Here is a 22,961-nt window from a genome sequence, read left to right on the forward strand (position 1 = left end):
GATGGATGGACGTAGGGGGAGACATCGATGGACCTCGGGCGGCTACTGTTTCTCTCCGTGGCGTTCGTTACGCATGCAGTCGTCGGCTACGCGCTCGTTCGCGGCTTCACCGGCGTCGACCAGCGAACGGGGGCGTGGCTGGGACTCGGGTTCGGGTTCGCACCGGACGCGGACTTCCTCTTTCCGGCGGACTGGGGGTGGCCGTTCGTTCACCGCGGCATCACACACGCCCCGCTGTTCGCGCTGGCGGTCGTCGGCGGAGCGTACGCCGTGTCCCGACGGCGATCGGTCGCGCTCGCCGTCGCCCTCGGACTCGGATCACACCTCGTAATCGATTCGCTCTCGACGCTGGGCGTCCCGTGGCTGTTCCCGCTGCGGCTGAGTTGGAACGCTGGTCTCGACGTACACGGTCCGATCGGGACGGTCCTGCTCTGGACGCTCTCGATCGGTATCCTCGCGTCCCGAACTGACGACGTCTCGTGGATCGCATAACCGCAACCGGCGCTCGAGTGGGGCGGTCGCTCAGCCCGCCGGAGCGCGGCCGATCGCCAGCAGCAGTGACGTGAGCAACGCGACCGTGCCGGCGAGCAGGAACGTCCGATTGACCCGCTCGTTTTTCGATTTGAACCAGTCGAGGGTCACGTGGACCCGCCAAACGGGCGCAAACGGGCTGATTCCCATCGGCGTCACGACATCGCCCGCGAGGTGAGCGAGGATACCGCAGGTCCCCACGACGAACCCGAACCCGAATCCGAACTCGCCACCGGAACCGAATCCCCAGCGAGCGACGAGTATCGTTCCGGCACCGGCACCCAGACCGACCAGGAGGGCGAACCAGACGGTGTGCGTCGGCCCGCGGTGGTCGATCCACGGCAGCCCCTGATCGAAGTCGGGAAGGGTCGCCGCGGCGAGCGCCAGCACCGCCCCCCAGAGCGCCACCTCGAGCGAGTAGCCGGCGCTGATCGCGGGGAGGACGGGCGCGTACAGGAGCGCGTTGAATCCGGCGTGGCCGTCCCGGTACATCGCAATCGGTCGTTCGCCCTCGGGGTTCCGGCGGGTTAACTGCTCGGGACCGACCCGTTCAGGTGACGGTCCGAATGCCGAACGCGGACACGGATGCGCCGCCGATGAGGATCGGCAGCCAGTAGAACGCGCCCCTGAAGAGCAGGACGGCCGCCGTGACGACCGACGCCGCGACACCCGTCGTCGGGACCAGCAGCGTGACGAATGCGGCTTCGATCCCACCGAGGCCGCCCGGGAGCGGGGCCGCACCGGCGATGTTCGCGAGCGGAATCGCGAACAGCAGGACGTACACCGGAACGCTGTGCCCCAGGGCGGCAAACGCCGCCAGCAGCGCCACGGCCTGGAAGAGCCACCCACACAGCGAGAGCCCGATGATCGCGCCGAGACGCCATCGGTTCGTCGCGATCCGCTCGATATTCTCGAAGAACCGCCCCATTCGGTCCGTCAGGTCGTCCTCGAGCGTCTCGGAATCGATCCGCTCGAGGCCGAGTCGTCCGATACGGGGCGCGACGATGGCCGGGAGTCGCTCGATGAGCGTCTCCCGGGACCGCCAGACGAGCACCATCACGATCGTGATGACACTGAGCAACACGACGGCCGACCCGACGGCCGTCTCGAGGCGGTCGCCGACGGCGGCGGTGGTCGCGTAGTAGCCGACGCCGACGAAGACCAGCGAGATCGACGGGATGACGTTGAGGACGTCGACGCTGGCGATTCCGACGAGCCCGGTTTCGTATCGCGAGTCGGAGACTCGGGAGATGAGCAGCGCCGCGACCGGTTCACCGCCGGCCTGGCCGAACGGGGTGACGTTGTTGGCGAAGACGGCCCCGGCGTAGACGAAAAACGACTTGCCGAGCGGTATCTCGACGCCGAGCGTGGCGAGGACGGTTCGAAGCATCAGGCTCCAGGCGGCGAGCCAACAGATCGCGAGGCCGAACGTCGCCGCGACGAGGACGGGGTCGGCCGAGAGCAGCGCGTCGAGAATCGGGCGCGCACCAACGACGAAAAACAGAACGGCGAGGATCGCGATCGCTCCGAAGACGCCGATGAGAAACGCGCGCCGGTTTCGCTCGTCCATAGCTGATATGGATCATCGTCCGACTTGAAACGTCTGATCAGTGTCAGCCGTTCGTCGATCGGCTGACGGGCTCTCGGTCGAACTCGCTCCGACGCCCGCGGTCGCTCGGCAAGCGCTGTAATCCGGGATTGTCACTCGAGCACGGGGATCGACGGCGACCGCCGCGGATCAATGTTCCACTACGACGGAGTACAAGCGGTTTGCACGCTGTACGTGCTCTATAACGAATTGCCGACCCGCCGAGTGCCCCAGTGGTCCGATGACTGATTTCGCGCACCCGGGAGCGTCGTCTCCGCTCGCCAGCGACGGAGCCGGCTCGCGGTCGACGGCTCGAGGACGCACAGCGGGCCGCGCGAGGCGAGGCGAGACGCCGCCGTCGAACGTCCTGTTCGTCGTCTTGGACACGGTCCGGAAGGACCACCTCGAGCCGTACGGATACGACCGGGAGACGACGCCGGTCCTTTCCCGGTTCGCCGCGGAGAGCACCGTCTTCGAGTCGGCGGTCGCGCCCGCCCCGTGGACGCTGCCGGTCCACGCCTCGCTGTTCACCGGGCGCTATCCGAGCCAGCACGGGGCCGATCAGGGAAGTCCGTACCTCGACGACGCGGCGACTCTCGCGTCGGTCCTGTCGGCCGCGGGGTACGAAACGGCGTGTTTCTCTTCGAACGCCTGGATCACGCCCTACACCGGTCTGACTGATGGGTTCGACGAACACGATTCGTTTTTCGAAGTCCTCCCTCGAGACGTGCTCTCCGGGCCGCTGGCCGGCGCATGGCGGGTCGTCAACGACACCGACTATCTGCGCGAGTTGGCGTCGACGCTCGTCAGGCTCGGGGCGATGGCCCACGAGCGACTGGCCAGCGGCGACGGGGCCGACACGAAGACGCCGTCGGTCATCGATCGGACGACAGCGTTCATCGACGGCAGCGAGAGCGACCGCGGCTGGTTCGCGTTCATCAACCTGATGGACGCGCATTTGCCCTACTATCCGCCCGCGACGTATCGCGAGACGTTCGCGCCCGGCGTCGATCCGGACGCCGTCTGTCAGCACTCGAAGGAATACAACGCCGGCGTCCGCGAGATCGACGACGAGGAGTGGGCGGCCATTCGCGGGCTGTACGACGCCGAGATCGCCCACATGGACGCCGAACTCGGACGCCTGTTCGACTGGCTGCGTGCGACCGACCGGTGGGCGGAGACGGCGGTCATCGTCTGTTCGGACCACGGCGAACTCCACGGCGAACACGGTCTCTACGGCCACGAGTTCGCCCTCTACGATGAGTTGATCAACGTCCCGCTGCTGGTGAAACACCCTGCCCTCGAGGCCGAGCGGCGCGACGATCTCGTCGAATTGCTCGATCTCTATCACACGACCCTCGATGCGCTGGCCGTCGAGCCCATCGGGGTCGTCGGGTCCGGGACGGAAAACGGCCCCGTCGCCCGCGATCCGACGCGGTCGCTGCTCTCGAGCGAGTACAGGGCCGTCGACGACGTCGCGGACCCGGACCCGGGCCAGCGAGCCGTCATCGACGGGCGCGACGGGGCCGAGTACGCGTTCGTGGAGTACGCCCGGCCGGTTATCGAACGCCACCACTTGGAGCAGAAGGCCAGCGAGGCCGGCATCACGCTCCCGGCGGATCACCGGGCCTACTCGCGATTCCGGGCCGCGCGTAGCACCGACGGCAAATACGTCCGCGCGGATCTCGTCGCGGACGAAGGGTATCGGCTCGAGGACGATCCACGCGAGCAATCGCCGGTCGATCCGGCCGACGACGACATCGTCGCCGCGGCCGAGCAGGCGCTCGCCAGGTTCGAGGACGCCGTCGGCGGCGCGTGGGACGATCCGAGCGACCCGGCCGCCGACGAGTCGGACGCCTTCGCCGAGGCCGACGAGGCGACTCGGGATCGGCTGCGCGAACTCGGCTATCTCGAATGACCCGCCGTATCGATCGTCGGCGAAATACGGTGATTTCCGATAAATCGGCCGATTAGGGCGGTAGCAGTGACTTTCAAGAACCAATAAGAATACAGGGGTCGACTCGAAAGGTAGCCGCAACGAATGGACGACCAGCACTTCCTCGAGTCGGAGTGGGATTACTGTCTGGTGCTGGATGCGTGTCGGTACGACGTGTTCAGCGAGGTGTACGACGAGTATCTCGACGGGGCCTTGGAGAAGCGCTGGAGTACGGGGTCCTCGACGCCGGAGTGGGCGTATCGGACCTTTACCGGCGAGCACGATATCGCGTACTTCTCGGGGAACCCCTTTATCAACGATCTCGGGATTCCGCTGAACGAACTCAAGTGGGGTGCGAGTTGTGACTACGAGTGGTCGGCGTCGGAGCACATCAGCGACGTCTTCGACGTCTGGAAGTCCGGGTGGGACGACGACCTCGGAACGGTCCCGCCCGAGAGCCTCGCGGAGGCGTTCCGAAACAACCGCGAGGCCGTCGCGGAGGCCGACCGGACGGTCTTGCACTACATGCAGCCACACGCCCCCTACCTCTCCCGTGGGAAAGGGCAGAAACTCAAACAGATTCAGAAGGGGATCCGCAAACAGGAGGAAGTAGAGAAGGGAACGGACGGCGGCGACGATAGTGGTGCGCTCTCATCGCTCGGCGACTCGATCCGGCCGAAAGTCGAGAACACGCTCGAGGGGAGCGAATTCGCGCAGAAGGCGGGCCTGTGGCTTGAACTCGATCCGACCGAACTCGTCAAGAACGGCACGCGAGAGGCGGCGCTGGAACTCTACGAGGAGAACCTCCGGATCGCGCTCGAGTCCGTCGCCGACCTGGTCGAGGAACTGGACGGTCGCGTCGTCGTGACCGCCGACCACGGCGAGGCGTTCGGCGAAGAGGGTGTCTGGGAACACCACATCGAAACACACATTCCGCCGCTGATGGAGGTACCGTGGCTCGAAGTCGAGTAAGTCCCGCTCGGTCGGCCGGCGCGGCCGACCGCCGGTTCGGACCGAAACGCTCGCGTATCGGACGGTAATCGCATTCAGACAGGGGATCCGGGATGAAGATCAGCCACTATTTCGAGTTCGAGGACCACGTCACCGGCGGCATTCACGAGTCCGTCGTCCACCAGCGGAAGATGCTGGATCGACTGGATCTCGAGTATACGGTCGAGCCGACGCTCGACGCCGACGTGTTCCACTGTAATCTCATGGGACCGCGCTCGGTCTGGTACGCAAAGCGGGCCCGGTCGCGGGGCGTGCCCGTCGTCGCGAACACACACGTGACCGCGGAGGACTTCGGGGACAGTTTTCGGTTTACCAACGCCCTCGCGAAACCGCTGTCACCCTACCTCCGGTGGGCCTACGGGCTGGCCGACGCACTGGTCTGCCCGTCGGAGTACAATCGGGACCTCATCGAAACCTACACCGACGTGCCGACGACGGTCATCTCGAACGGCGTCGACCGGGAGAAACTCGAGGGGTTCGAGTCGCTCGAGACCGAGTACCGCGAGCGGTACGATCTCAGCCCGCCGACCGTCTTCCTCGTCGGCCACGTCATCAAGCGCAAGGGTCTCGAGACGTTCGTCGAACTGGCGCGTCGGCTGCCGGCCCTCGACTTCGCGTGGTTCGGGCCGCTGGATCTCTCCCTGAAGGGACGCGAAACGACGAGCCTGATCGAGGACGCTCCGGATAACTGTACGTTCACCGGCTTCGTCGACGACATCCGCGGTGCGTACGCGGCGGGCGACATCTTCTGTTTTCCGACCCACGAGGAAAACGAGGGGATCGCGCTGCTGGAGGCGATGACCGCCGGCAAACCCCTTCTCGTCCGGGATATCGAGACGTTCTCGTGGCTCGAGGACGGCGAGGACTGTCTGAAAGTTGCCGACGCGGGAGCGGACGGGTTCGCGGATGCGCTCGAGCGACTCAAGGATCCGGCGCTCCGGAACCGGCTCGGAACGAACGCCGCCCGCCGCAGCGAGGCGTTTTCGCTGTCGACGGTCGCGAACCGATATCAGTCGCTGTACGACGAGGTGTGCTGAATGAAAATCGGCTTCTTTACTGACAGCTATTTTCCCGAGATAGACGGCGTAACGTATACGATCAAACTCTGGCGCGAGGAGTTAGAACGGAAGGGCCACGAGGTGTACGTCGTCTATCCGGACGGCGACTACGAGCCCGGCGATCGCGAGTTCCCCGTCAGATCGCTGCCGAACCCGTTCTACGCCGGCTACCGAATCCCGCTCGCCAGACGGACCTCGACGCTCCCCGACCTCGATGTCGTCCACTGTCACGGCCCCGCACCGATCGGCATTCTCGGCCGGTACTACGCCTGGAAACACGATCTGCCGACGATCTACACGCATCACACGCCCCTCGAGGAGTACTTCCACCAGAGCATCAAACTCGAGTCGGTCGCGGGGCTGCTCTCGAAGCTGTACGTCCCCGGTGAGAACGCCTTCCTCCGGAGTTTCGACGTCGTGACCGCGTCGACGGAGCGGATCGAGCGCGACGTCGAACACGTCCAGCTCCCGGTCGGGATCGATATGGATTTCTTCCAGCCCACCGCGGAGGATTGGTATCCCGACCGGACCGTCATCGGCTACAGCGGCCGGCTCAGCATGGAGAAAAACGTCAACGAGATCCTCCGGGCCGCCGAAAAGCTCCCGGCGTACGACTTCGTCATCGTCGGCGAGGGCCCGTACCGCGACTCCCTCGAGCGGGCAGCACCGGACAACGTCGAACTTCGGGACTTCCTCCCCCGCGAGGAGCTGCCGACGTTTTACTCCTCAATCGATACCTTCGTCACCGCCTCGACCGCCGATACGCTCGGCCTCTCGACGCTCGAGGCGAACGCCTGCGGGACGCCAGTCGCGGCCACCGACGCGCCGCCGTTCGACCGAACGATCGGCACCGACAACGGCGAGCGCTTCGCGTACGGCGATCTCGGTTCGATGGTCGAAGCCATCGAGACCTGTTTGGCGACCGACCGCGAGACCAGGGCGGCCGTCGAACGCTACTCCGTGGGGTACACCATGGACCACCTCGAGCAACTGTATCACAACGTACCGCTCTCGAGGGACGAGGCGGCGACGGACGTCGAGAGTCCGTGGCGGTTCTCCGAGGAAGAGCGGAGCTAAACCCCGTCTCCGACGGTATTCAGGCCCATCCCGACCCGGTCTGCAGTGGAGACCGACCGTCTGCACCGGAGAAGCGACGACGGTATCGCCAGCTCCGGAGGATCGGTCGTAACTGCCCCTCCATCGGAGCGGTCGTTCCCGGAGTCGAATCCGCTTTTTCGGTCGCCGGCCTTTCGGTGCCGACGATCCCTCGTCAGTGAACCTGTCCGCCGAGTCACATTCCCGTCCGAGAATCGAACCAGAACGACATAGATACCGAGGTTCGTCATCTCGCATACGATGAAACGGACGAGATACCTGCTTGCTATCGGAGTGACCGCGCTAGTGCTGCTCAGCGCCGTCGGGCCGGCCGTGGCTCACGAAACCCAAGACGTCGACGGGAACGACGTGACCTTCGGCGGGGCGGACGAGCCGTTGGTCACCGGCGAGCGAATGTGGCTCGAGTTCGAAATCGTCGACGCGGAGACGGGCGACCCGGTCGAGAACGTCTCCGAGAACCTGACCGTCTCGGTCCAGTTGGAGGGTCACGAGAAGACGGCCCTCGAGAGCAGCGAAAAGTACGGCGAGCCGGGCGTCTACGAAGCGCCGGTCGTCTTCACCGAGGCGGGCGACTACGTCGTCCACTTGGAAGGGACCATCGACGGGGAAGCGGTTCACACGCACTTCGAGAAAACGGTCGACGACCGCGCCGCCCTGGAGTATCCGGGTGCCGATGCTCAGTCCAGCGCCACCAGTGACGAATCACAGCCCGACGGGAACGGAACGCAGTCGGCCAGCTTCGCATCGGCGACCACCACTGCCGTCGCCGTCGGCGTCGTCGGGATCGCAGCGGCAGGCGTGGTGCTCCTCCGTCGCCGGCGATAACGCCGGGTCGGTCGGTTCGTCGCCGGGGTGGTGACCTGTTCCGGCTCCGATCGATGTCCCGTCAGTGCCCTGGCGCTGGCGGTGCGTTGCCAGTTAGCACTTATATGGATCGCTGGGCTCTAGTGTCGGTGTGACATCCTCGCCCGCCGTAAACGGCGGGGCTTCCTACAAGGGAAGCCTCGCGTCGAGGGAGGTTTCAGGACTGAAACGCCGCAAGCGTCGTTTGTCGGGATTGCCGACTCGGCGTGCGGTGTCCTGTGGCCGTGTCACAACGGCTCCCATTCCGTGGCGAGTCATCGCCCGCCGATTTCCAAGGCAGGCTCTCTCCCCACGGATCAAAGCGACCGGCGATGTTCGCGGCCGCGTTGATATCTGCTTGGTACTCCGTAACCCAACACTCGCTGTTCGTACACTTGAACTCGGCTTGCGACCCACGAGAACCGATGTGCCCGCACTCGTGGCACGTCTGACTCGTGTAGCGCGGATTCACGAACTCGACCGGGATGCCGGCGTCGAGGGCCTTGTCCTCAATGCGGTCGGTGAGTCGGGCGAACGCCCACGAGTGCAAGCGTCGGTTCATGTACGTGCCGTAATCAAGGTTCTCGCGGATGTACGAGAGGTCCTCGAGTACGATCACCGGATCTTCGAAGGACTCGGCGTACTTGACGGCTTCGCGAGACGCTTTCTCGACGATATCGGTCAAGGCGTTCTGGTAGTGTTCGAAACGTTCGTCCACACGCCACTGCTCGACGTCACGCTCCTGAAGGCGCTTCAGGGTCGTGTACATCTCTTTGCGGAGGTGTCGCGCACGGCCGCCGTCGTAGATGTACGGTTGGGTTGGAGTGTCGTTCTGACAGGCACAGCCCGTCAGAAGCTTGGACTCGCCGATATCGAAGCCGATTCGAGTCGGGTCGTCCGGCGTCTCTGGTTCGGCCACGTCGTACTCGACGGTGACGTGAAGCACCCAGTTCGTTCGGTGCTGTTGCAGTCGGAACTCGCCGACCGACACGTCGCCGTTGAGCAGATCGAACCACAGCGATTCCTGCTCGGGGTTAATTCGAAGTGGAATCCAGAACGCGTTGCCACGTCCAGCCTGTGGAACGCGCCAACAGAACTCGTACGCACGCTCGTCGGAGTGATCGATTCGGAAGCCACGGTTCGTGAATCGAACCGGGTGGTCGTCCCCGAGTTCCGACGCGTTGTACGTCCGGCGGAGTTGTGGGACGTAGCTCTTGAGCGCGTCCTTGGCGTAGGACGTGAGCGTGTACGGCGTGACGATATCGTTGACTGCGTTCTGCGTATCCGCGCCACTCTCGAAGGCATCCTCAAGGGCACGGCGGTAAGTCGCCACAGTGCGCTCGAGACGTTGCTCTTTGCCCGTAGTGGGTGGCGCGAGAGTAGCTTCGAGCGTTTTCGTGGCGGTAGTTTCAGCGACCATTCGACAGTACAGGCTACGATCGCAACCCACATAAACAACACGGATAGTACACGTATGTATGGGTACAGAAATCAGATTCGAGGTAGACGACGAACAGTACGAGCGACTGAAAGCGATCAAAGACAAGCGCGGCTACACTTGGAAGGGGCTGATGCTCGAAGGTGTCGAAGCGTTGAACACCGGGGAGCCATAACAGGGCGAATTGAGACACGAACGAACGCGATTCCTCCCCGCCCCAAGGGGCGGGGTTTCCTCGCTACAGCAAGATGAGCGACCCGTTCGTCGTCGTCGGCGGTGACGCAGCCGGAATGTCCGCGGCGAGCAAGGCGAGACGCGACGATCCCGACCGCGAAATCGTCGTTTTCGAAAAGGGAGAGTGGGTGTCCTACGGCGCGTGCGGGCTCCCCTACTACGTCAAAGGGGAGATCCAGTCGCTGGAGGCGCTCGTCTCGGTGACGCCCGAGGAGTTCCGCGAGGAACGCGACATCGATCTCCGGACCGGCCACGAGGTCGTCGCCATCGACACCGACGAGCGGACGGTCACCGCCGAGAGCGAGTCCGGAACGGTCGTCCAGCCGTACGGCCACCTGCTGCTCGCGACGGGTGCGGCGGCGGTCGTCCCGCCCATCGACGGCATCGACCGCGAGGGCGTGTACACGCTCGGCTCGATGAGCGACGGCAAGGAACTGCGCGACTACGTCGCTCGAGCGCGCGACGGGGAGGGCTTCCAGCAACCCGACCGGGGACCGGCCTGTCGATACCTCGAGGACTGCACCGGTCCGGTCGCGGTCGTCGGCGGCGGCTACATCGGGATCGAGATGGCAGAGGCGCTGGCGGCCAACGACTTCGAAGTGAACCTGTTCCAGCGCGGCGACCGAGTTCTGAAGGGGTTCAGCGACGAAACGAGCGAATACGTCGCCGAGCACCTCCGAGACGAAGACGTCGTGCTCCATCTCGATGCCGAGGTCCGGGCGTTGTCGGGCGATGACCGCGTCGAGGCGGTCGTCACGGCCGACGACCGGATCGAAGTCGAGATGGTGTTGCTCGGCACCGGCGTTCGTCCCCGGACCGACCTCGCCGAGGCCGCCGAGATCGAACTCGGCGAGACCGGGGCGATCGCCACCGATGCCTATCGCGAGACGAACGTCCCCGATGTCTACGCCGCGGGCGACTGCGCCGAGGCGACACACGTCGTTACCGGCGAGCCGGCGTACGTTCCCCTGGCGTTGACCGCGAACCGGCACGGCCGTGCGATCGGCCGGACCGTCACCGGGACGCCGACCGAAGGTGGCGACATCGCCGGCACGGCGGCGGTCAAGGCTTTCGACAGCGAGGCCGCTCGAACTGGCATTCTGGATCCCGAGGAGGCCCGTGCGGCGGGGTTCGATCCGGTAACCGAGACGGTGACGGCGAAATCACGTGCCGGCTATTACCCCGCTGACGGGACCGTTATCGTCACGCTGACCGCCGATCGCGATTCCGGTCGCGTCCTCGGTGCGAGCCTCGTCAGCGAGTACGGCGAGGGCGCGGTCCATCGGAGTCACGCCATCGTCGCGGCACTCGAGGCGAAGGCGACCGTCACCGATGTCGAGAACTACGACCTCGCGTACGCGCCGCCGTTCAATACCACGTGGGACCCGGTTCTAGTTGCCGCGAAGGTACTTGCCGGGACGCTGCGAGACACCGACTCGGAGCCGTGATCGCTACGCCACCGACCGCCGCTGGCGGGGCGGATCGGGAACTACCAAGTGGCTCACCCACGACAGATCGAAATCTCATGGCCGACGACAGCGACTCGCTCGAGGGGGGCGACCGACGATGACCGACGGCGCTCTCTCGCGTCTCCGCACCCGGATACGGGATCGTCTCGAGGGGCTTCGGTGGTGGATCGCCTTACGGGTCGGCGGAGCGCCACGATGTACGGAGTGCGGCGACGAGGCGGCGTGGATCGCCGAATCGGAGGGGGAACCGCGCTGTTTCAAACACATCCCGAGCGAGGGCATGGATGCCATACGGGACGTACGGCCCGCGGACTGCTTCGCTGACTGGGACGAGTCGTCCGCCGACACCTGATCGCCGACGGTGACCGGTCCAGCGGCGGTGGGTCCGACTCGCGGCCGAGGACTGTGCCGATGTCCTCGCAGTGCGTCGTGCTCGTCGACGAAAGCCGACGCCACCGTGATAGACGTTCCACCCATCCGAGCCGGGTGGCAGTTCGGACGGCGAGCCGCCCGAAACACGTATCAGCGCCCCATCCAATTAGGGTGATATGAACCGCCGAACACTGCTCCTGGGAAGCGGCGTCGCAGTATCGACCGTGCTTGCGGGGTGCTCGAGTGACGAAGCTGCCGACGAGGGCAACGGCGGGAACAGGACCGATACCGGTGACGAGCCGGCGGGATCGGACGTCGACACACTGCTTTCGATCGGCGAGACGATCGATCGCGACGAGCCGCTGTTCGATCCCGAGGCGGAGCGCTACGAGGGCAGCGGCCGGGAGAACCTGACCGACCTCTCGCTCGACGACGGACTCACGACCGTCGCCTTCGAGCACGACGGCACCGCGGATTTCGTCGTGATGCTCGGCGGCGACGAGGAGGCCGTCCTCGTCAACGAGACCGGGATGGTGGAGGGCGCGACCGCAATCGCGACATCGGCGGGCGACTACGTGCTCGACATCACTGCTGACGGCGACTGGACCCTCCACGTCGGGCAGCCGCGTGCACCCGACGCGGAGATACATACACCGCCCGTCGAGGCGAGTGGCACGGGTCCGGCCGTCGTCGGACCGGTGGGGATCGAGGACACGGCGACCGTCAGCGGCGGACACGATGGCGAGCGTAACTTCATCGTCATGGCCTATACCGAGGACGATAGCGGTCAGTTCGCCGGCGAGGAAGTGTTCAACGAGATCGGCGCAGTCGAGAGCGACGCGACGGTCGACCATCCGGGTACCGTCTGGATCGACGTCCAGGCCGACGGCGACTGGTCGCTCGAGGTCGAGTAACCGCGAGTCGACTGCGGTTCCGACTCGACGATCGCGGTCCGGAACGCACTGTCCGGCGCGGTTCACTGGCCCCGTCTCCTCGGTCACCGGCGATCGCAGGGCTCACGGTCGAGGTGTCCATCGTCCGGTCGTGTCTCGACGCGGAGCCACCGGACACCCTTTCGGGACAACTACGGGTCTGCTCGGACCGGCGCGTTTCGGAAAAGCGGCGGGTCCGGTGACGGATGGGATGCGCCCGCCGCCGAGTCCAGAAGTGATGCCAAGGGGCTGATTGGATCGACATCTGTCGCGCACAGCAGGTACGCGACAGTTGACACGTTCGGTGGCATCTATATCAACTTCCGGCCGATTCCAACGGATTCGGAATCGTCCTCCCCTTTCGAACGGTCAGTACATCGACCTGCCATCGAGAGCACTCACGGCTGTTCTCGAAATCGCTCCGGAGATCGGTCGAGGACGGCAGTAGCAGCCAGGCCGGCGGGGTCCAGCCGAACGGCCGACTCGAGACCGCCACACCGAAGACCAGCACGAGGACGAAGTGGCCGGAGACGAGTCGGAACAGACCGGTAACACCGCTGTTACCTGTCTATGTGGGCAATGAATTTAATGGGGCCTCGACGCGAGGTATCGATGGCGAGAGACGCGAGACTCCACCGTCGATCCGCTCCGAGACATCGGCATCCTCTCGCCGCATCTGCGGTCGGGTCGGCACACCTGACACCGCCCGATCCCAGGTTCACCCACCACTGGACACACCATGACGGTGCCGTCCCGCTGCCGGCCTCTGGCCGGCAGTTCCGATCGGTGCCCCGCTCGTTCATAGGTCCGCCGTCGTTCGTTCGGGTTCGGGTATGCTCGCCTGACGTAGCAGTTGGCCAACAAGTTTATGTCGCATAGCGACGAAGCCGTAACCGGCGAGGAACGATTCAGTCGTTGCCCTGACGGAATCAGCCAATCCGAGACGTACGGTCCTCGCCTCCCGAGATCGGTCCGGACGTCAATAGCCATGATGTATTCCGATCTCGGTTTCTCCCACCCCTGCCACCCACCTCGGCAGGGGCTGGGACCCTGACGACAACCTCCGCCAGACGTTTCTCGAGCATCTCTGCGAGTGAGTCGGATCGCACCGGATGGATGTCGTATGTCGGTCCCTGCGCTGCCCGTGCTCCTGACGAGTCGATACGAAGCGACGGGCAACGCCGGCGATGCCGACCGGCCGACCTCAAGCCTGAACGCGGATCGAACGCTGCCCCGATTCGGGCGGCGAATATCGCGAGAGGAGACGGAGGTACGACGACCGGCGATGGGACACACGCGATACCACTCATCTCACAGAAGGATCAAGTGAGGTGAACGTAACGGGAGAGTATGGAACGAAGATATTTACTGATGGGGATCGGCGGTGCGACGGCAGCGCTTGCGGGGTGTAACAGCAGCAGTGACGAGTCGGACGGACCGGAGGGGCCGTTCGCCGATCTGCAGGACCTCCCCGAACCCGAGGCGGTACTAACCCAGCATCGGCGCACGCTCGACGACCGATCCTTCGTCTCCGAGGAGGAACGCATCGAAAACGCCTCCACGATCGGGGCCTCTCAGTCGACCGCACAGACGATCCGCAGCGGTGAGGCCGGGACGCTCGTCAAAGCGGACGACATCGCCAGAAATCTCAGTAGCGACGGGAAGCAAGCGGTGTGGTTTACCGGCACTGCGCGTATCAGTCGGATCACTCACACGTACAATCCGGGCGGAATCACGCCGCCGTATATCGATGCAGAGACCGTGTCGCGAATCGTTTCGGTGGCCGAACTCGAGCGGGTCGACGTAACCGGTGACGACAATGAGGTGTACGTGTTCGAGGCAAGTAGCGCCGACGAGGAAACGGTACGGGAACTCGATCTCGATGTCAACGCGATCGACGTTCGGATGGAGATCGCCGCAGCAGGCTATATCCGCTCGATTGAGACGGAACTCACCGCTGCAGAGCCCGCTGACGCTGAGCAAGCGACTACGACCATGTATCAGTACGACGTGACCGAACTGGACGACGTATCCGTTTCCGAGCCCGAATTCGTCAGCGACGCGGTTCGGATCGAGGGTGACCTTTCCGAGGACGGTTCGACGCTCGTCCTCGACCACGCAGGGGGCCCCGCCGTGTCCGCTGATACCGAACTCATACTCCAGGATGCGAACGTCTCGCAGCCCCAGCGAGGGGCTTCCTTCCCGGCGGCATTCGAATCGGGAGACGAAGCGCACGTCTACTGGACCGCAGCCGAGGAACCCGCGATTAGCGTGGATGGACCTCCGTCGGACGTTGCCCGGGATTTCGCCGTCCCCTCCCAGTCCGATGAGCGGGTCGTTTTCCTGTCCGAACTGCCCGAGACGGGACCCGAACGGTTCGTCGTCCGAATCGGACAGGGGGAGTAGTCAGGCCTCGGTTCGCTTGCCGTCCGCCGCGTCCTCCGTTTCGGGGCCGGTCTCTTCACTGTCGATGTACTCCCGCCGGATGTACGCAGCCTGTTGCCCATCGAGACGGGACTCGATCCGGCGGAGTGCCGCTTGGCGCTGGGGCTCGGAGTAGCCCTGCAGATGGTACCGAGCCCACGTTCTCGCCGCGTACAGCTCCCGCTCGTAATGGACGTCACAGGGTATCGATTCGAGTCCCGCGACGTAGCTGGCCCAGACGCGCTTGTGACCGTTGAGGAGTTCGAAGCGGTCTCCACAATCCCGAACGATCGGGGGCGGATCGGGACGACCGCGGTCGCGGATCGCGGCGATGTAATCGCGGTTTTCATCCACGGTGAAGTTCCGCGAATGGTACGGATTCGGATCGATAGCGTCGAGCGTGAGTTGCGTCGGTTCCAATTGGTCGATCCGGCGGAGTCTCGACTTCGGAAACGAGTAGTGGCGGAGCCCGTCCCGGTTTATTTGGGCGAGTGAGAGCGGGAGCCCGCCGGTGTAGCGCGGATACGCGTCCTCGAGGTCGTCCCGAAAGACGACAACGACGACCGGATCGGTGGCTGGGTAGTCCGGATTCGTGTCCGCGACGGTGCCCCCGGGAACACGCCAGTCCGCCGCGATCGCGTTCGGGGTTTTGACCACGACCGCGGGACTGGGCGACGTATCATCGGCGTCGATAACGATGTCGCCGGGCCCGATCGACGGCCACTCCGAGCTCGTGTCAGTCATCGCTACACTCAGTTGAACGAATGTGTTAGGGCGGTATAATTGATGCGTTCTGTCCGATGGTCTCACACCCATCCGTCTCGCCGTGCTCGAGGACGTGTTCCCGGTTCAGGGACTGCTCGAAGACGCCCAGCGCAGCAACCCAGCGGCAGCAACGGCCGGCTATCAGGTCCCGTGGACCGGCTGAGAGCGACTGGCAGACGACGAACTATCGTCGCCATTGAACGTCACCGCGCACCTGCTCGCACGACGGCCGTGCGATCGGGGTGTAACTCGTCTCAGTCGTGACCGGCGGGACCTCTACGAGAACGCCGGTGGTGCGAAAAATGATGAGTGCGGGGACAGTATCTCGCGCCGATGCGTCGTGACGTGCCGCGCGGCGCAAAGCGGCCGGCGTCGAGGGGTCGCGTTTCTATGCCGACCGAATCGTGACTTCGAGACTGCCGGGCACGTCCCGTTCGACGACATCTGCAGGGTCGCCGTCGAAGAGGATGCGGTCCTGGCCGCTGCTCACGTACCCCTTCGCGACCGCAGTATCGTTGTAGTTGTCCCGCTCGAGATGATCCCGCTGGAGGAGTTCCTTGTCCCTGTACTCGGCGCTTGCGTCAGGGACTTCGATATCGAACTGCCCGCTTGCGGACCCGGGTGCCTCCACGACGACTTCGTTCTCGTAGGCTGCCGCCGCCGTTCCGGTGGCAGCCACACTTCCGACAGCCAGTACCGCTGCCGTCCTCTTTACGAACGATCTCCGACTTGGTGCACTTTCATCCGACATGCGAACTAACGTACTACACATCAGTAAATAAAAATCTAGCCTAATCGAATTTGGTCCGGACTACGGAATCAGGCTTCCCTGAACGCGGTTGGCGGCCGGCCGGAAGCCGCTACAGTCGCCACCGAACGTCACTACGAACCTGCTTCGCAGGACGGCTGTCTGATCGATCTGTGGGTCGTTTCAGTGACTCCGATACTCGAGTGCGATCGGTCGACCCTGCCCGGCGGTCGTCCGGCGTCGGTGAGGTACCGACCCGGCCGCGACATTCCTCGGGCAAGTGTCCGAGAACCACTGGTTTTCCGACACCGTCTTTCTCGTCGATGACTATGGCGATCCGACTGTCCTCTTTGGGGGTGACGCGGTTAGCTCGGTTTCGGTACCCGAATCTCTGGGGACATCTCCTCGAGCGTGAACGATATCGGCCGTTCCCTGGCCTGGATCCGTCACGACGACGCCGATCTCGCTGCCGATGACCCGCCCTGCAAGAGGATATCGCTTCGAGCGCCTGCATGTCGGTCCTCGAGAGGCCACCGCTCGACAGCGCCGAGATCGTCGTCCGGAACACCTCCCGTCGGCCCGATGTTATTCGAGAACTAGGTTGTTGCCGTATGCCCTCGGATAGATGCGAGACATCTACCGAGACGGTCTCTGGAGTCGAGTGCCCACTACTAGGGGTGCTTACGTGGGCATGTGATGAATTTGAGTAGTGCCCGGGGAGGGCTCCGAACCCTCGATCTCCGCATGTCCCAGGTTCGAGGCTCGGCAGTCCTCGAGGGACACGGAGGCTTCCAAGGCGAAACCGCACCGAATCTCTGAACCCTATGAGTGCGGCGCTATGTCCAGCTAAGCCACCCGGGCTCGATTACGAGTAGTGGGGTGTGTTTCTTTAAGCTTTGTATTCGGAGTCGCCGTGCAACGTGGACCCACGGATTTATCACATGGTATTACGAACTCCGCTGCATGAGCGTTCCCGGTATCGTCCAGTCTACTCTCGATGGCGAGGAGATCGCGGCGCGTGTCTCTCTTGGAAGCGATGACGAACTCTTCATTACCCCCACGAGGACGATCGTGTATCGCGCCGACGGACTTCTGAGCGACGAATCGGCAGACGAATTCCCCCACGACGCCGACCGACTGACCATCTCAGAGGGCCGGCGCAAGACGAAATTCGTGCTCGAGTATCCCCTCGACGGCGAGCGAACGTTTACCGTGCCCGGCGGGAAGACCGACGACGTGCTACACCCCGTCCTCGCCGGCGTCTTGAACGGGAACGGGATCACTGATCCGGGCGAAACGGTCGTCAAGACCTACCGCTTTAGCGAGTTGACGCTCATCATCACGAGCGATCGACTCGTCAAACACATCGGCAGTGCCGTCTGGGATGGCGATTACGAGGAGTATCACTTCGGCGACGTGACCAACCTCGACTTCGAGGACGGGAGCGTTGCCACCCAGATCGTTCTCACCGCGAACGGTCGGCCACAGCGGATCAAGGCTCCGAACGAACAGGCGAACGACCTCCGGGAGCGACTCAAGCGGGCGCTGTTCGACTACCACGACGTCGGCTCACTGGCGGAACTAAACGAGGCAGTTGGCGACGACGACGAGCCGCCGGCCAGTAGCGAGGGGGCGGTCGATTTCGGCGGTGGCGTGGACCCGCTCGATGCCGACCCGCCAGAACCGGACGACCGCGACGTGCCCGGCGAGCCAGCGGCCGGGACGAGAGGAGCAGGCTCGACCGAGTCGCTGGCCGGCGGTAGCAGAGATGAGACCGCGACCGCCGGTAGCGAGTCGGCGACGACCGGGTCCGATGGGACCGAGAGCCAACCGGCACCGTCGGCATCGCGGGCGGCGACGCCGGCTGCCGATCACGACCACGCGTCCAGCCGCGACGGCACGGCGGATATCGCGGAGGCGGAGACGGGATCGGTTTTCGAGGCCGCCGAAGCGAATCCATCGTCCGCTGACGACGCCGGTGCGGCGACTGCGGAACCCGACCGGGCGGTCGTGACCGAAACCGATCCCGAACTCCTCGAGCGACTCGAGGCGCTCGAGGAGGCAGTCGACCGGCAGGGCGAGATCATCGAGCGACAACAACAGACGATCGAGCAGTTGATCGCGGAACTCCGACAGGGACGTTAGCCGTCCCGGCCGGTCACTTTTCGAATACACGACGAGCCGAAGGGGCCGAGCTCACCGGCCTCGAGATCGATGAAGTAGCCGGTCGAGAGGCCGGAGCCACAGCGTCGACAGGAGAACTCCCCTTCTTTCGTGACGATGTCCTGTCCGAAGCGGACGTACTGGCGACTCTTCGGCCGGACGATCCCGTCGTCGCGGTCGATGATGCCTCGGAGTTCGGCCTCGTCGAGGATCGTCCGCGTTATCGTCGGGTCGCTCGTCACCGTCTCGATTCGGTCGACGGCATCGGCCAGCGAGAGCGAGTCGTGCTCGAGGCGGGCGAGCAACGCCAAGCCGAGGGCAACGCGGTCGTCGTCGGCCTCGAACGGGTCGCCGTCGGCGTCGCCATCGGTGCCGCTCCGGTCGCCGTCGTGATCCATCGATCTGTGCTGTTGGCTCGGTCGGAATAAACGTTGTCGCTCTCGAGTTCAATCGCTACGAGTCTGGGAGCGAAGAGCGCCGGCGGCCGTTCCCACGCTGTGGGAATCCACCGGTCGTTGATACCTCCGCTTCACGCCAGTCCAAGCGACGGCATCACACGGCCGGAGAACGGAGTCCGGCGGAGAGAAACCAATGAGTCAGACGACTGTCGATACGGCTGTCGAGGGATCGACCCGGAACGGAGAGCGCGAGCATCCCCCCGAGCGACAGGGGGCGGAGTGTCCGGAATGTACCGGCTCGATCCGTCACGATGCGGAACACGGCGAGCGGACGTGTGCGGAGTGCGGGCTCGTCCTCGACGCGGACGCGATCGATTACGGCCCGGAGTGGCTGTGTCTCGACGACGAGGAAGACCGACGCCGGGTCGGGCCGCCGGTCTCGTCGGTCAAACACGATAGGGGGCTGAGCACGACGATCGGCTGGCGAAACGAGGACGCGTACGGCAACCGGGTTTCGGAGCGCAAGCGCGATCGACTCCGGCGGTTGCGGACCTGGAACGAGCGGTTCTCCTCGAAGAACGCCCAGGAGCGGAACCTGAAACAGGCCTTCGGCGAGATCGAACGCATGGCGTCGGCGCTCGGCCTGCCGGAGCCGTGTCGCGAAACCGCCGGCGTCCTGTACCGGCGTGCCGTCGACGAGGAACTGCTCCCCGGGCGATCGATCGAGGCGATGGCGACCGCCTGCCTGTACGCGGCCGCGCGCCAACACGGGACCCCCCGGACGCTCGTCGCGTTCGAATCGGTCAGCCGCGTCGAGAAGCTCCCGGTTCAGCGCGCGTATCGGTACCTCTCGAGCGAACTCGGACTACGGATCGAACCCGCCGACCCGATCCACTATCTCCCACAGTACGCCTCGGCGCTCGAGGTCAGCGACGACGCCGAACGGCTGGCCCGCGAGATACTCGAGGCGGCCAAGGCCCGCGACCTCCACAGCGGGCGGAGTCCGGCTGGATTGGCCGCCGCAGCGGTCTACGGCGCGGCCCGGCTGACGAACGAACGGGTCACGCAGGCGACCATCGGCGAGGAAACCGGCGTCAGTTCGGTGACGGTCCGGAACCGATATCGCGAACTCCTCGACGCCTACGAGGAGAGGTGCGACCGCGGATGACCCGACGCGAGCTCGAGCGGGCGGTTCTGCCAGCGCTGGCAACACAGTCTCCCCTGCTACGTCGTCGACCTCGCTGCTGCGATCGACGAACATCCGGTCGCGGTCGAGACGGTCTGTGCCAGCCTCCGCGACCGGGGGACCGCCGGTCGATCGGCTACCGGCGGTACGACATCACCGCGGCGGGCCGGCGACAGCTCACCGATGGAACCGACGACGACCCCGTCTAAGCGGCGGCGACGCGGCTCGTAACCGCTCACCAAACGAATTCGGCGTCGCCGGACTCGGACTCGTCGGCCGCCTCCGCTGCCGTGCGACCGCGCTCCTGGAGGGCGTCGATTCTGGGGACATCCGTGACGGTCGAGAGCAACACCGTCGCCGTGAGCGTCGAGGCATCGGGACGGGGTTCGTCACCGGCGAGGACCTCGACGGTCCCCGTTTCTTGCTCGAGCCAGTAGCGGGCGCTCTCGAACCCCTTTCGGGAGACCGCTGTCGGCGGCCCGGAGAGGACGACCAGCACGCGGTACGTGCTGTCGACCGCACAGGGGAGTGTGAGCTGTGAATCGATCGCCCGGCGAACGAGTCGTTTGACCTCGGCGGCGTCGGCCGGGCCGTCGACGGCGTCCCCCTCGAGCCACGACGGGAGCGGGAGCCACGACGGGAGCCAGGAGCGGCCGTCGTCGGACCGGTCGAGTTCGAGGGTCGCCCGGCCGATCGAGGAGACGCCGCCGGTCTCGAGCGTTCGGGTGATGTCGCTGGCGTCGATCCGGTTCTCGGCGGCCGTCGTCATCGCCGCCGACTCGCTGGCTCCGAACGCCGTCAGGACGTGCGAGACCACGGTGCGGTCGAGTTCGTCGTAGGGCCGGTCCGCCTCGGACTCCGCCGTGTCGGTGTACGAAACCGTCGAGCGCCACGCATCGTTGTCGAAGCAGATCACGTTGTCGGCGATCCCGACGAACGACTGAAGCGCTCGGGACGCGGTGAGCGCGCAGCGATCGGGCTCGTCGGCTTCCGGCAACACGCCGAGCGCGTAGATGGGCTTGTCACAGATCGCCTGCAACTCCTCGAGCAGTACCGCCCCGGCACCGCCGCCGGTGCCGCCGCCGAGTCCCGCGACGAGCAACAGGCCGTCGACGTCGTTGAAGTCGACGGCATCGAACGCGCGGCGAAGTTCCTGTACGTCCTCGCGGGCAACCGTGACACCGAGGTCCGGATCGCCCCCGACGCCGTCGGCGTCGACATCCGGGTGGATGTCCCCGAAGCGTACCTGACAGTCCGACGGGACGTGGGTGATGTCGTCGAAGGCGTCCGCCGCAGTATCGAAGACGAGCACGTTCCCGTTACAGAGGTCCCGGCCGGTCTCTAACTCCCGCTCGAGCGCCCGGTCGACGATCCGTGAGCCGGCGTGACCAACGCCGATGAGAGCGAGCTTCATTGGTAAATGTTCCTTGACATGGTAGCCTCGCCGTGTTACACGACCGGATCGAGTTCGTCGTCCTCGTCGGTGATCAGTTCGTTAATCTCCTCTTCGCGGGCGGCCTCGAGTTCCGCGATCTTGTCCTGTGCGTCGACCGCCTGGCTCTGGATTTCGTCGACACGTGGGGTCTCGGTCACGTTCGAGAGCAAGACCACGGCCGAGAGTTCGGACGCGTTGGGCCGCGGATCGTCGCCGGCGAGGATATCGACGGTGTCGGCCTCGTTCTCGAGCCACTGCCGAGCGCTCTCGATCCCCTTTCGGGAGATCAGCTCCGAGGGCCCCGAGAGGATGATCAGCGCCCGGTCCGCGCTGGTGACTTCACAGGGGATCGTCAGCCGGGAGTTGACGGCGCGCCGAACGAGCCCTTTGATTTTCGCGGCGTCGGTGGCGTCCCCGACCGGCTTCTCGTCCTCGCGGAACCTGTTCAACAGCCCATCGTCGGCATCGCTACTGATGGTCGTCGAGGCGTAGCCGATCGAGGAGACGCCGTCGGTGTCGAGCGTCCGCATGATGTCGCTCGAGTCCATCGCGTTCTCCGCGACATCCGTCTCGTCGATCTCCCCGGCGGCGAGCAGCGTCACGATACGGACGGCGAGTTCCCGGTTCATCTGCTCGTAGCCTTCTTCGATGGTCTGCCCGCGGGAGCGCCAGGCGTCGTTGTCGAAGGCGATGAAGTTATCGACTTTCTGGACGAACGATTGCAGCGATCGCGCGGCGTTCAGCGCGGGGCGTCCACCCTCGTACTCGCCGGGGAGAATCCCGAGCCCGTAGACCGGCTCGTCGTACATCTTCTGAAGTTCCTCGATCACGACCGGGCCCGCACCGCTTCCGGTCCCGCCGCCCAGCCCCGCCGCGACGATGATGGCATCCACTTCGTGGATTTCCACGTCGTCGAACGCCCGTCGAATCTCGTCGATGTCGTGTTTGGCGACCTCCGCGCCGACCTCCACGTCGCCGCCGACGCCGTGTCCTTTCGCCTTCTTGTGGGTGTCGCCGATCAGTATCCGCCTGTCTTCGGGTACGTAGTCCGGTTTGGCGAGGTCGGTCCTGGCGGAGTTGATCACCAGAACGTGCCGACAGAGGGAGCGACCGGTTTTATCTTCGAACTCGAGCATCCGGTCGATAATCTTGCTGCCGGCGTTTCCAACGCCAATTGTCGCGAGCTTCATAAGCCACCTATCTCAACCCATGAATAACTCGTTTTTGATTATGTACTTGCTATCTATTCACAATGTGTCACGGTAGCGGTGCGAACGACCCCGCCCTCGAGCGTGGTCGCCGATACGGTGTCGC

At 64.9% G+C, this 22,961-nt stretch carries 21 protein-coding genes and 1 tRNA gene; 13 read left to right on the forward strand and 9 right to left on the reverse strand.

Going from position 1 to position 22,961, the window contains the following annotated elements; translation table 11 throughout:
• Positions 1–27: 27 nt before the first annotated feature.
• On the forward strand, positions 28–492 hold the full coding sequence (locus FGF80_RS01980; RefSeq protein ID WP_138651936.1) for a metal-dependent hydrolase: 465 nt from the start codon (positions 28–30) through the stop codon (positions 490–492).
• Positions 493–522: 30 nt separating this feature from the next.
• Here the strand turns inward: FGF80_RS01980 and FGF80_RS01985 are convergent, their stop codons facing one another.
• Positions 523–1,023 carry a metal-dependent hydrolase gene (locus FGF80_RS01985; protein WP_006184233.1) on the reverse strand — a complete coding sequence of 167 codons (501 nt, stop codon included), beginning with the start codon at positions 1,021–1,023 and terminating at the stop codon, positions 523–525.
• Positions 1,024–1,081: 58 nt separating this feature from the next.
• Positions 1,082–2,101, reverse strand: coding sequence for a lysylphosphatidylglycerol synthase transmembrane domain-containing protein (locus FGF80_RS01990; RefSeq protein WP_138651938.1), 1,020 nt, complete (start codon positions 2,099–2,101; stop codon positions 1,082–1,084).
• Positions 2,102–2,360: 259 nt separating this feature from the next.
• Here FGF80_RS01990 and FGF80_RS01995 point away from each other — a divergent pair, with 259 nt between their 5' ends.
• The 5 genes from FGF80_RS01995 to FGF80_RS02015 all read left to right on the forward strand — a co-directional run bounded on the left by FGF80_RS01995 (position 2,361) and on the right by FGF80_RS02015 (position 8,065).
• Positions 2,361–4,037: a sulfatase gene (locus FGF80_RS01995; RefSeq protein WP_238705332.1), complete on the forward strand. Its 1,677-nt coding sequence runs from the start codon at positions 2,361–2,363 to the stop codon at positions 4,035–4,037.
• Between the two features lie 123 nt (positions 4,038–4,160).
• Positions 4,161–5,027: a hypothetical protein gene (locus tag FGF80_RS02000; protein WP_006184236.1), complete on the forward strand. Its 867-nt coding sequence runs from the start codon at positions 4,161–4,163 to the stop codon at positions 5,025–5,027.
• A 92-nt stretch (positions 5,028–5,119) separates the two neighbouring features.
• Positions 5,120–6,103 carry a glycosyltransferase family 4 protein gene (locus tag FGF80_RS02005; RefSeq protein WP_138651940.1) on the forward strand — a complete coding sequence of 328 codons (984 nt, stop codon included), beginning with the start codon at positions 5,120–5,122 and terminating at the stop codon, positions 6,101–6,103.
• Positions 6,104–7,201 (forward strand): glycosyltransferase, encoded by a 1,098-nt coding sequence (locus FGF80_RS02010; protein WP_006184238.1) that lies wholly within the window; start codon positions 6,104–6,106, stop codon positions 7,199–7,201. It begins immediately after the preceding gene.
• A 324-nt stretch (positions 7,202–7,525) separates the two neighbouring features.
• Positions 7,526–8,065 carry a FixH family protein gene (locus tag FGF80_RS02015; protein ID WP_138655440.1) on the forward strand — a complete coding sequence of 180 codons (540 nt, stop codon included), beginning with the start codon at positions 7,526–7,528 and terminating at the stop codon, positions 8,063–8,065.
• A 196-nt stretch (positions 8,066–8,261) separates the two neighbouring features.
• Here the strand turns inward: FGF80_RS02015 and FGF80_RS02020 are convergent, their stop codons facing one another.
• Entirely contained in the window at positions 8,262–9,503 is a 1,242-nt protein-coding gene (locus tag FGF80_RS02020; RefSeq protein ID WP_083864472.1) for an RNA-guided endonuclease TnpB family protein, read from the reverse strand.
• Between the two features lie 58 nt (positions 9,504–9,561).
• On the opposite strand from FGF80_RS02020, the gene FGF80_RS19720 reads away from it, so the two are divergent.
• The 5 genes from FGF80_RS19720 to FGF80_RS02040 all read left to right on the forward strand — a co-directional run bounded on the left by FGF80_RS19720 (position 9,562) and on the right by FGF80_RS02040 (position 14,934).
• Positions 9,562–9,696: a hypothetical protein gene (locus FGF80_RS19720; protein WP_269150337.1), complete on the forward strand. Its 135-nt coding sequence runs from the start codon at positions 9,562–9,564 to the stop codon at positions 9,694–9,696.
• A gap of 73 nt (positions 9,697–9,769) precedes the next feature.
• Complete coding sequence (locus FGF80_RS02025) at positions 9,770–11,203, forward strand: FAD-dependent oxidoreductase (RefSeq protein ID WP_138651942.1); 1,434 nt, start codon at positions 9,770–9,772, stop codon at positions 11,201–11,203.
• 118 nt (positions 11,204–11,321) lie between these two features.
• On the forward strand, positions 11,322–11,576 hold the full coding sequence (locus FGF80_RS02030; RefSeq protein WP_006184242.1) for a hypothetical protein: 255 nt from the start codon (positions 11,322–11,324) through the stop codon (positions 11,574–11,576).
• Between the two features lie 196 nt (positions 11,577–11,772).
• On the forward strand, positions 11,773–12,510 hold the full coding sequence (locus FGF80_RS02035) for a cell surface glycoprotein (protein ID WP_138651944.1): 738 nt from the start codon (positions 11,773–11,775) through the stop codon (positions 12,508–12,510).
• 1,368 nt (positions 12,511–13,878) lie between these two features.
• On the forward strand, positions 13,879–14,934 hold the full coding sequence (locus FGF80_RS02040; protein ID WP_238705334.1) for a hypothetical protein: 1,056 nt from the start codon (positions 13,879–13,881) through the stop codon (positions 14,932–14,934).
• Here the strand turns inward: FGF80_RS02040 and FGF80_RS02045 are convergent, their stop codons facing one another.
• The 3 genes from FGF80_RS02045 to FGF80_RS02060 all read right to left on the reverse strand — a co-directional run bounded on the left by FGF80_RS02045 (position 14,935) and on the right by FGF80_RS02060 (position 17,326).
• Positions 14,935–15,696, reverse strand: coding sequence for a ParB N-terminal domain-containing protein (locus tag FGF80_RS02045; RefSeq protein WP_138651946.1), 762 nt, complete (start codon positions 15,694–15,696; stop codon positions 14,935–14,937).
• 409 nt (positions 15,697–16,105) lie between these two features.
• Entirely contained in the window at positions 16,106–16,396 is a 291-nt protein-coding gene (locus FGF80_RS02050; RefSeq protein ID WP_006184247.1) for a hypothetical protein, read from the reverse strand.
• Positions 16,397–17,175: 779 nt separating this feature from the next.
• Positions 17,176–17,326 (reverse strand) — tRNA-Met (locus tag FGF80_RS02060).
• Between the two features lie 102 nt (positions 17,327–17,428).
• On the opposite strand from FGF80_RS02060, the gene FGF80_RS02065 reads away from it, so the two are divergent.
• Entirely contained in the window at positions 17,429–18,610 is a 1,182-nt protein-coding gene (locus FGF80_RS02065) for a DUF7115 domain-containing protein (RefSeq protein ID WP_006184248.1), read from the forward strand.
• Here FGF80_RS02065 and FGF80_RS02070 read toward each other — a convergent pair.
• Positions 18,607–19,026, reverse strand: a complete 420-nt coding sequence (locus FGF80_RS02070) for a DUF5830 family protein (RefSeq protein WP_006184249.1) — start codon at positions 19,024–19,026, stop codon at positions 18,607–18,609. The genes FGF80_RS02065 and FGF80_RS02070 overlap by 4 nt on opposite strands.
• A gap of 193 nt (positions 19,027–19,219) precedes the next feature.
• Here FGF80_RS02070 and FGF80_RS02075 point away from each other — a divergent pair, with 193 nt between their 5' ends.
• Positions 19,220–20,194: a transcription initiation factor IIB gene (locus FGF80_RS02075; RefSeq protein ID WP_138651948.1), complete on the forward strand. Its 975-nt coding sequence runs from the start codon at positions 19,220–19,222 to the stop codon at positions 20,192–20,194.
• 253 nt (positions 20,195–20,447) lie between these two features.
• On the opposite strand, the gene FGF80_RS02085 is transcribed toward FGF80_RS02075, so the two are convergent.
• Positions 20,448–21,626, reverse strand: coding sequence for a tubulin/FtsZ family protein (locus FGF80_RS02085; RefSeq protein ID WP_138651950.1), 1,179 nt, complete (start codon positions 21,624–21,626; stop codon positions 20,448–20,450).
• 35 nt (positions 21,627–21,661) lie between these two features.
• Positions 21,662–22,837: a tubulin/FtsZ family protein gene (locus FGF80_RS02090; RefSeq protein ID WP_138651952.1), complete on the reverse strand. Its 1,176-nt coding sequence runs from the start codon at positions 22,835–22,837 to the stop codon at positions 21,662–21,664.
• Positions 22,838–22,961 lie beyond the last annotated feature (124 nt).

The organism is Natrinema pallidum (assembly GCF_005890195.1).
Taxonomy (GTDB): Archaea; Halobacteriota; Halobacteria; order Halobacteriales; family Natrialbaceae; genus Natrinema; species Natrinema pallidum.

Coding starts and splice junctions, on each gene's coding strand:
- FGF80_RS01985 (WP_006184233.1), bottom strand. CDS start 1,023: ATGTACCGGGACGGCCACGCCGGATTCAACGCGCTCCTGTACGCGCCC.
- FGF80_RS01990 (WP_138651938.1), bottom strand. CDS start 2,101: ATGGACGAGCGAAACCGGCGCGCGTTTCTCATCGGCGTCTTCGGAGCG.
- FGF80_RS02005 (WP_138651940.1), top strand. CDS start 5,120: ATGAAGATCAGCCACTATTTCGAGTTCGAGGACCACGTCACCGGCGGC.
- FGF80_RS02035 (WP_138651944.1), top strand. CDS start 11,773: ATGAACCGCCGAACACTGCTCCTGGGAAGCGGCGTCGCAGTATCGACC.
- FGF80_RS19720 (WP_269150337.1), top strand. CDS start 9,562: ATGGGTACAGAAATCAGATTCGAGGTAGACGACGAACAGTACGAGCGA.
- FGF80_RS02040 (WP_238705334.1), top strand. CDS start 13,879: ATGGAACGAAGATATTTACTGATGGGGATCGGCGGTGCGACGGCAGCG.
- FGF80_RS02070 (WP_006184249.1), bottom strand. CDS start 19,026: ATGGATCACGACGGCGACCGGAGCGGCACCGATGGCGACGCCGACGGC.
- FGF80_RS01995 (WP_238705332.1), top strand. CDS start 2,361: ATGACTGATTTCGCGCACCCGGGAGCGTCGTCTCCGCTCGCCAGCGAC.
- FGF80_RS01980 (WP_138651936.1), top strand. CDS start 28: ATGGACCTCGGGCGGCTACTGTTTCTCTCCGTGGCGTTCGTTACGCAT.
- FGF80_RS02065 (WP_006184248.1), top strand. CDS start 17,429: ATGAGCGTTCCCGGTATCGTCCAGTCTACTCTCGATGGCGAGGAGATC.
- FGF80_RS02045 (WP_138651946.1), bottom strand. CDS start 15,696: ATGACTGACACGAGCTCGGAGTGGCCGTCGATCGGGCCCGGCGACATC.
- FGF80_RS02010 (WP_006184238.1), top strand. CDS start 6,104: ATGAAAATCGGCTTCTTTACTGACAGCTATTTTCCCGAGATAGACGGC.
- FGF80_RS02020 (WP_083864472.1), bottom strand. CDS start 9,503: ATGGTCGCTGAAACTACCGCCACGAAAACGCTCGAAGCTACTCTCGCG.
- FGF80_RS02075 (WP_138651948.1), top strand. CDS start 19,220: ATGAGTCAGACGACTGTCGATACGGCTGTCGAGGGATCGACCCGGAAC.
- FGF80_RS02000 (WP_006184236.1), top strand. CDS start 4,161: ATGGACGACCAGCACTTCCTCGAGTCGGAGTGGGATTACTGTCTGGTG.
- FGF80_RS02025 (WP_138651942.1), top strand. CDS start 9,770: ATGAGCGACCCGTTCGTCGTCGTCGGCGGTGACGCAGCCGGAATGTCC.
- FGF80_RS02030 (WP_006184242.1), top strand. CDS start 11,322: ATGACCGACGGCGCTCTCTCGCGTCTCCGCACCCGGATACGGGATCGT.
- FGF80_RS02085 (WP_138651950.1), bottom strand. CDS start 21,626: ATGAAGCTCGCTCTCATCGGCGTTGGTCACGCCGGCTCACGGATCGTC.
- FGF80_RS02090 (WP_138651952.1), bottom strand. CDS start 22,837: ATGAAGCTCGCGACAATTGGCGTTGGAAACGCCGGCAGCAAGATTATC.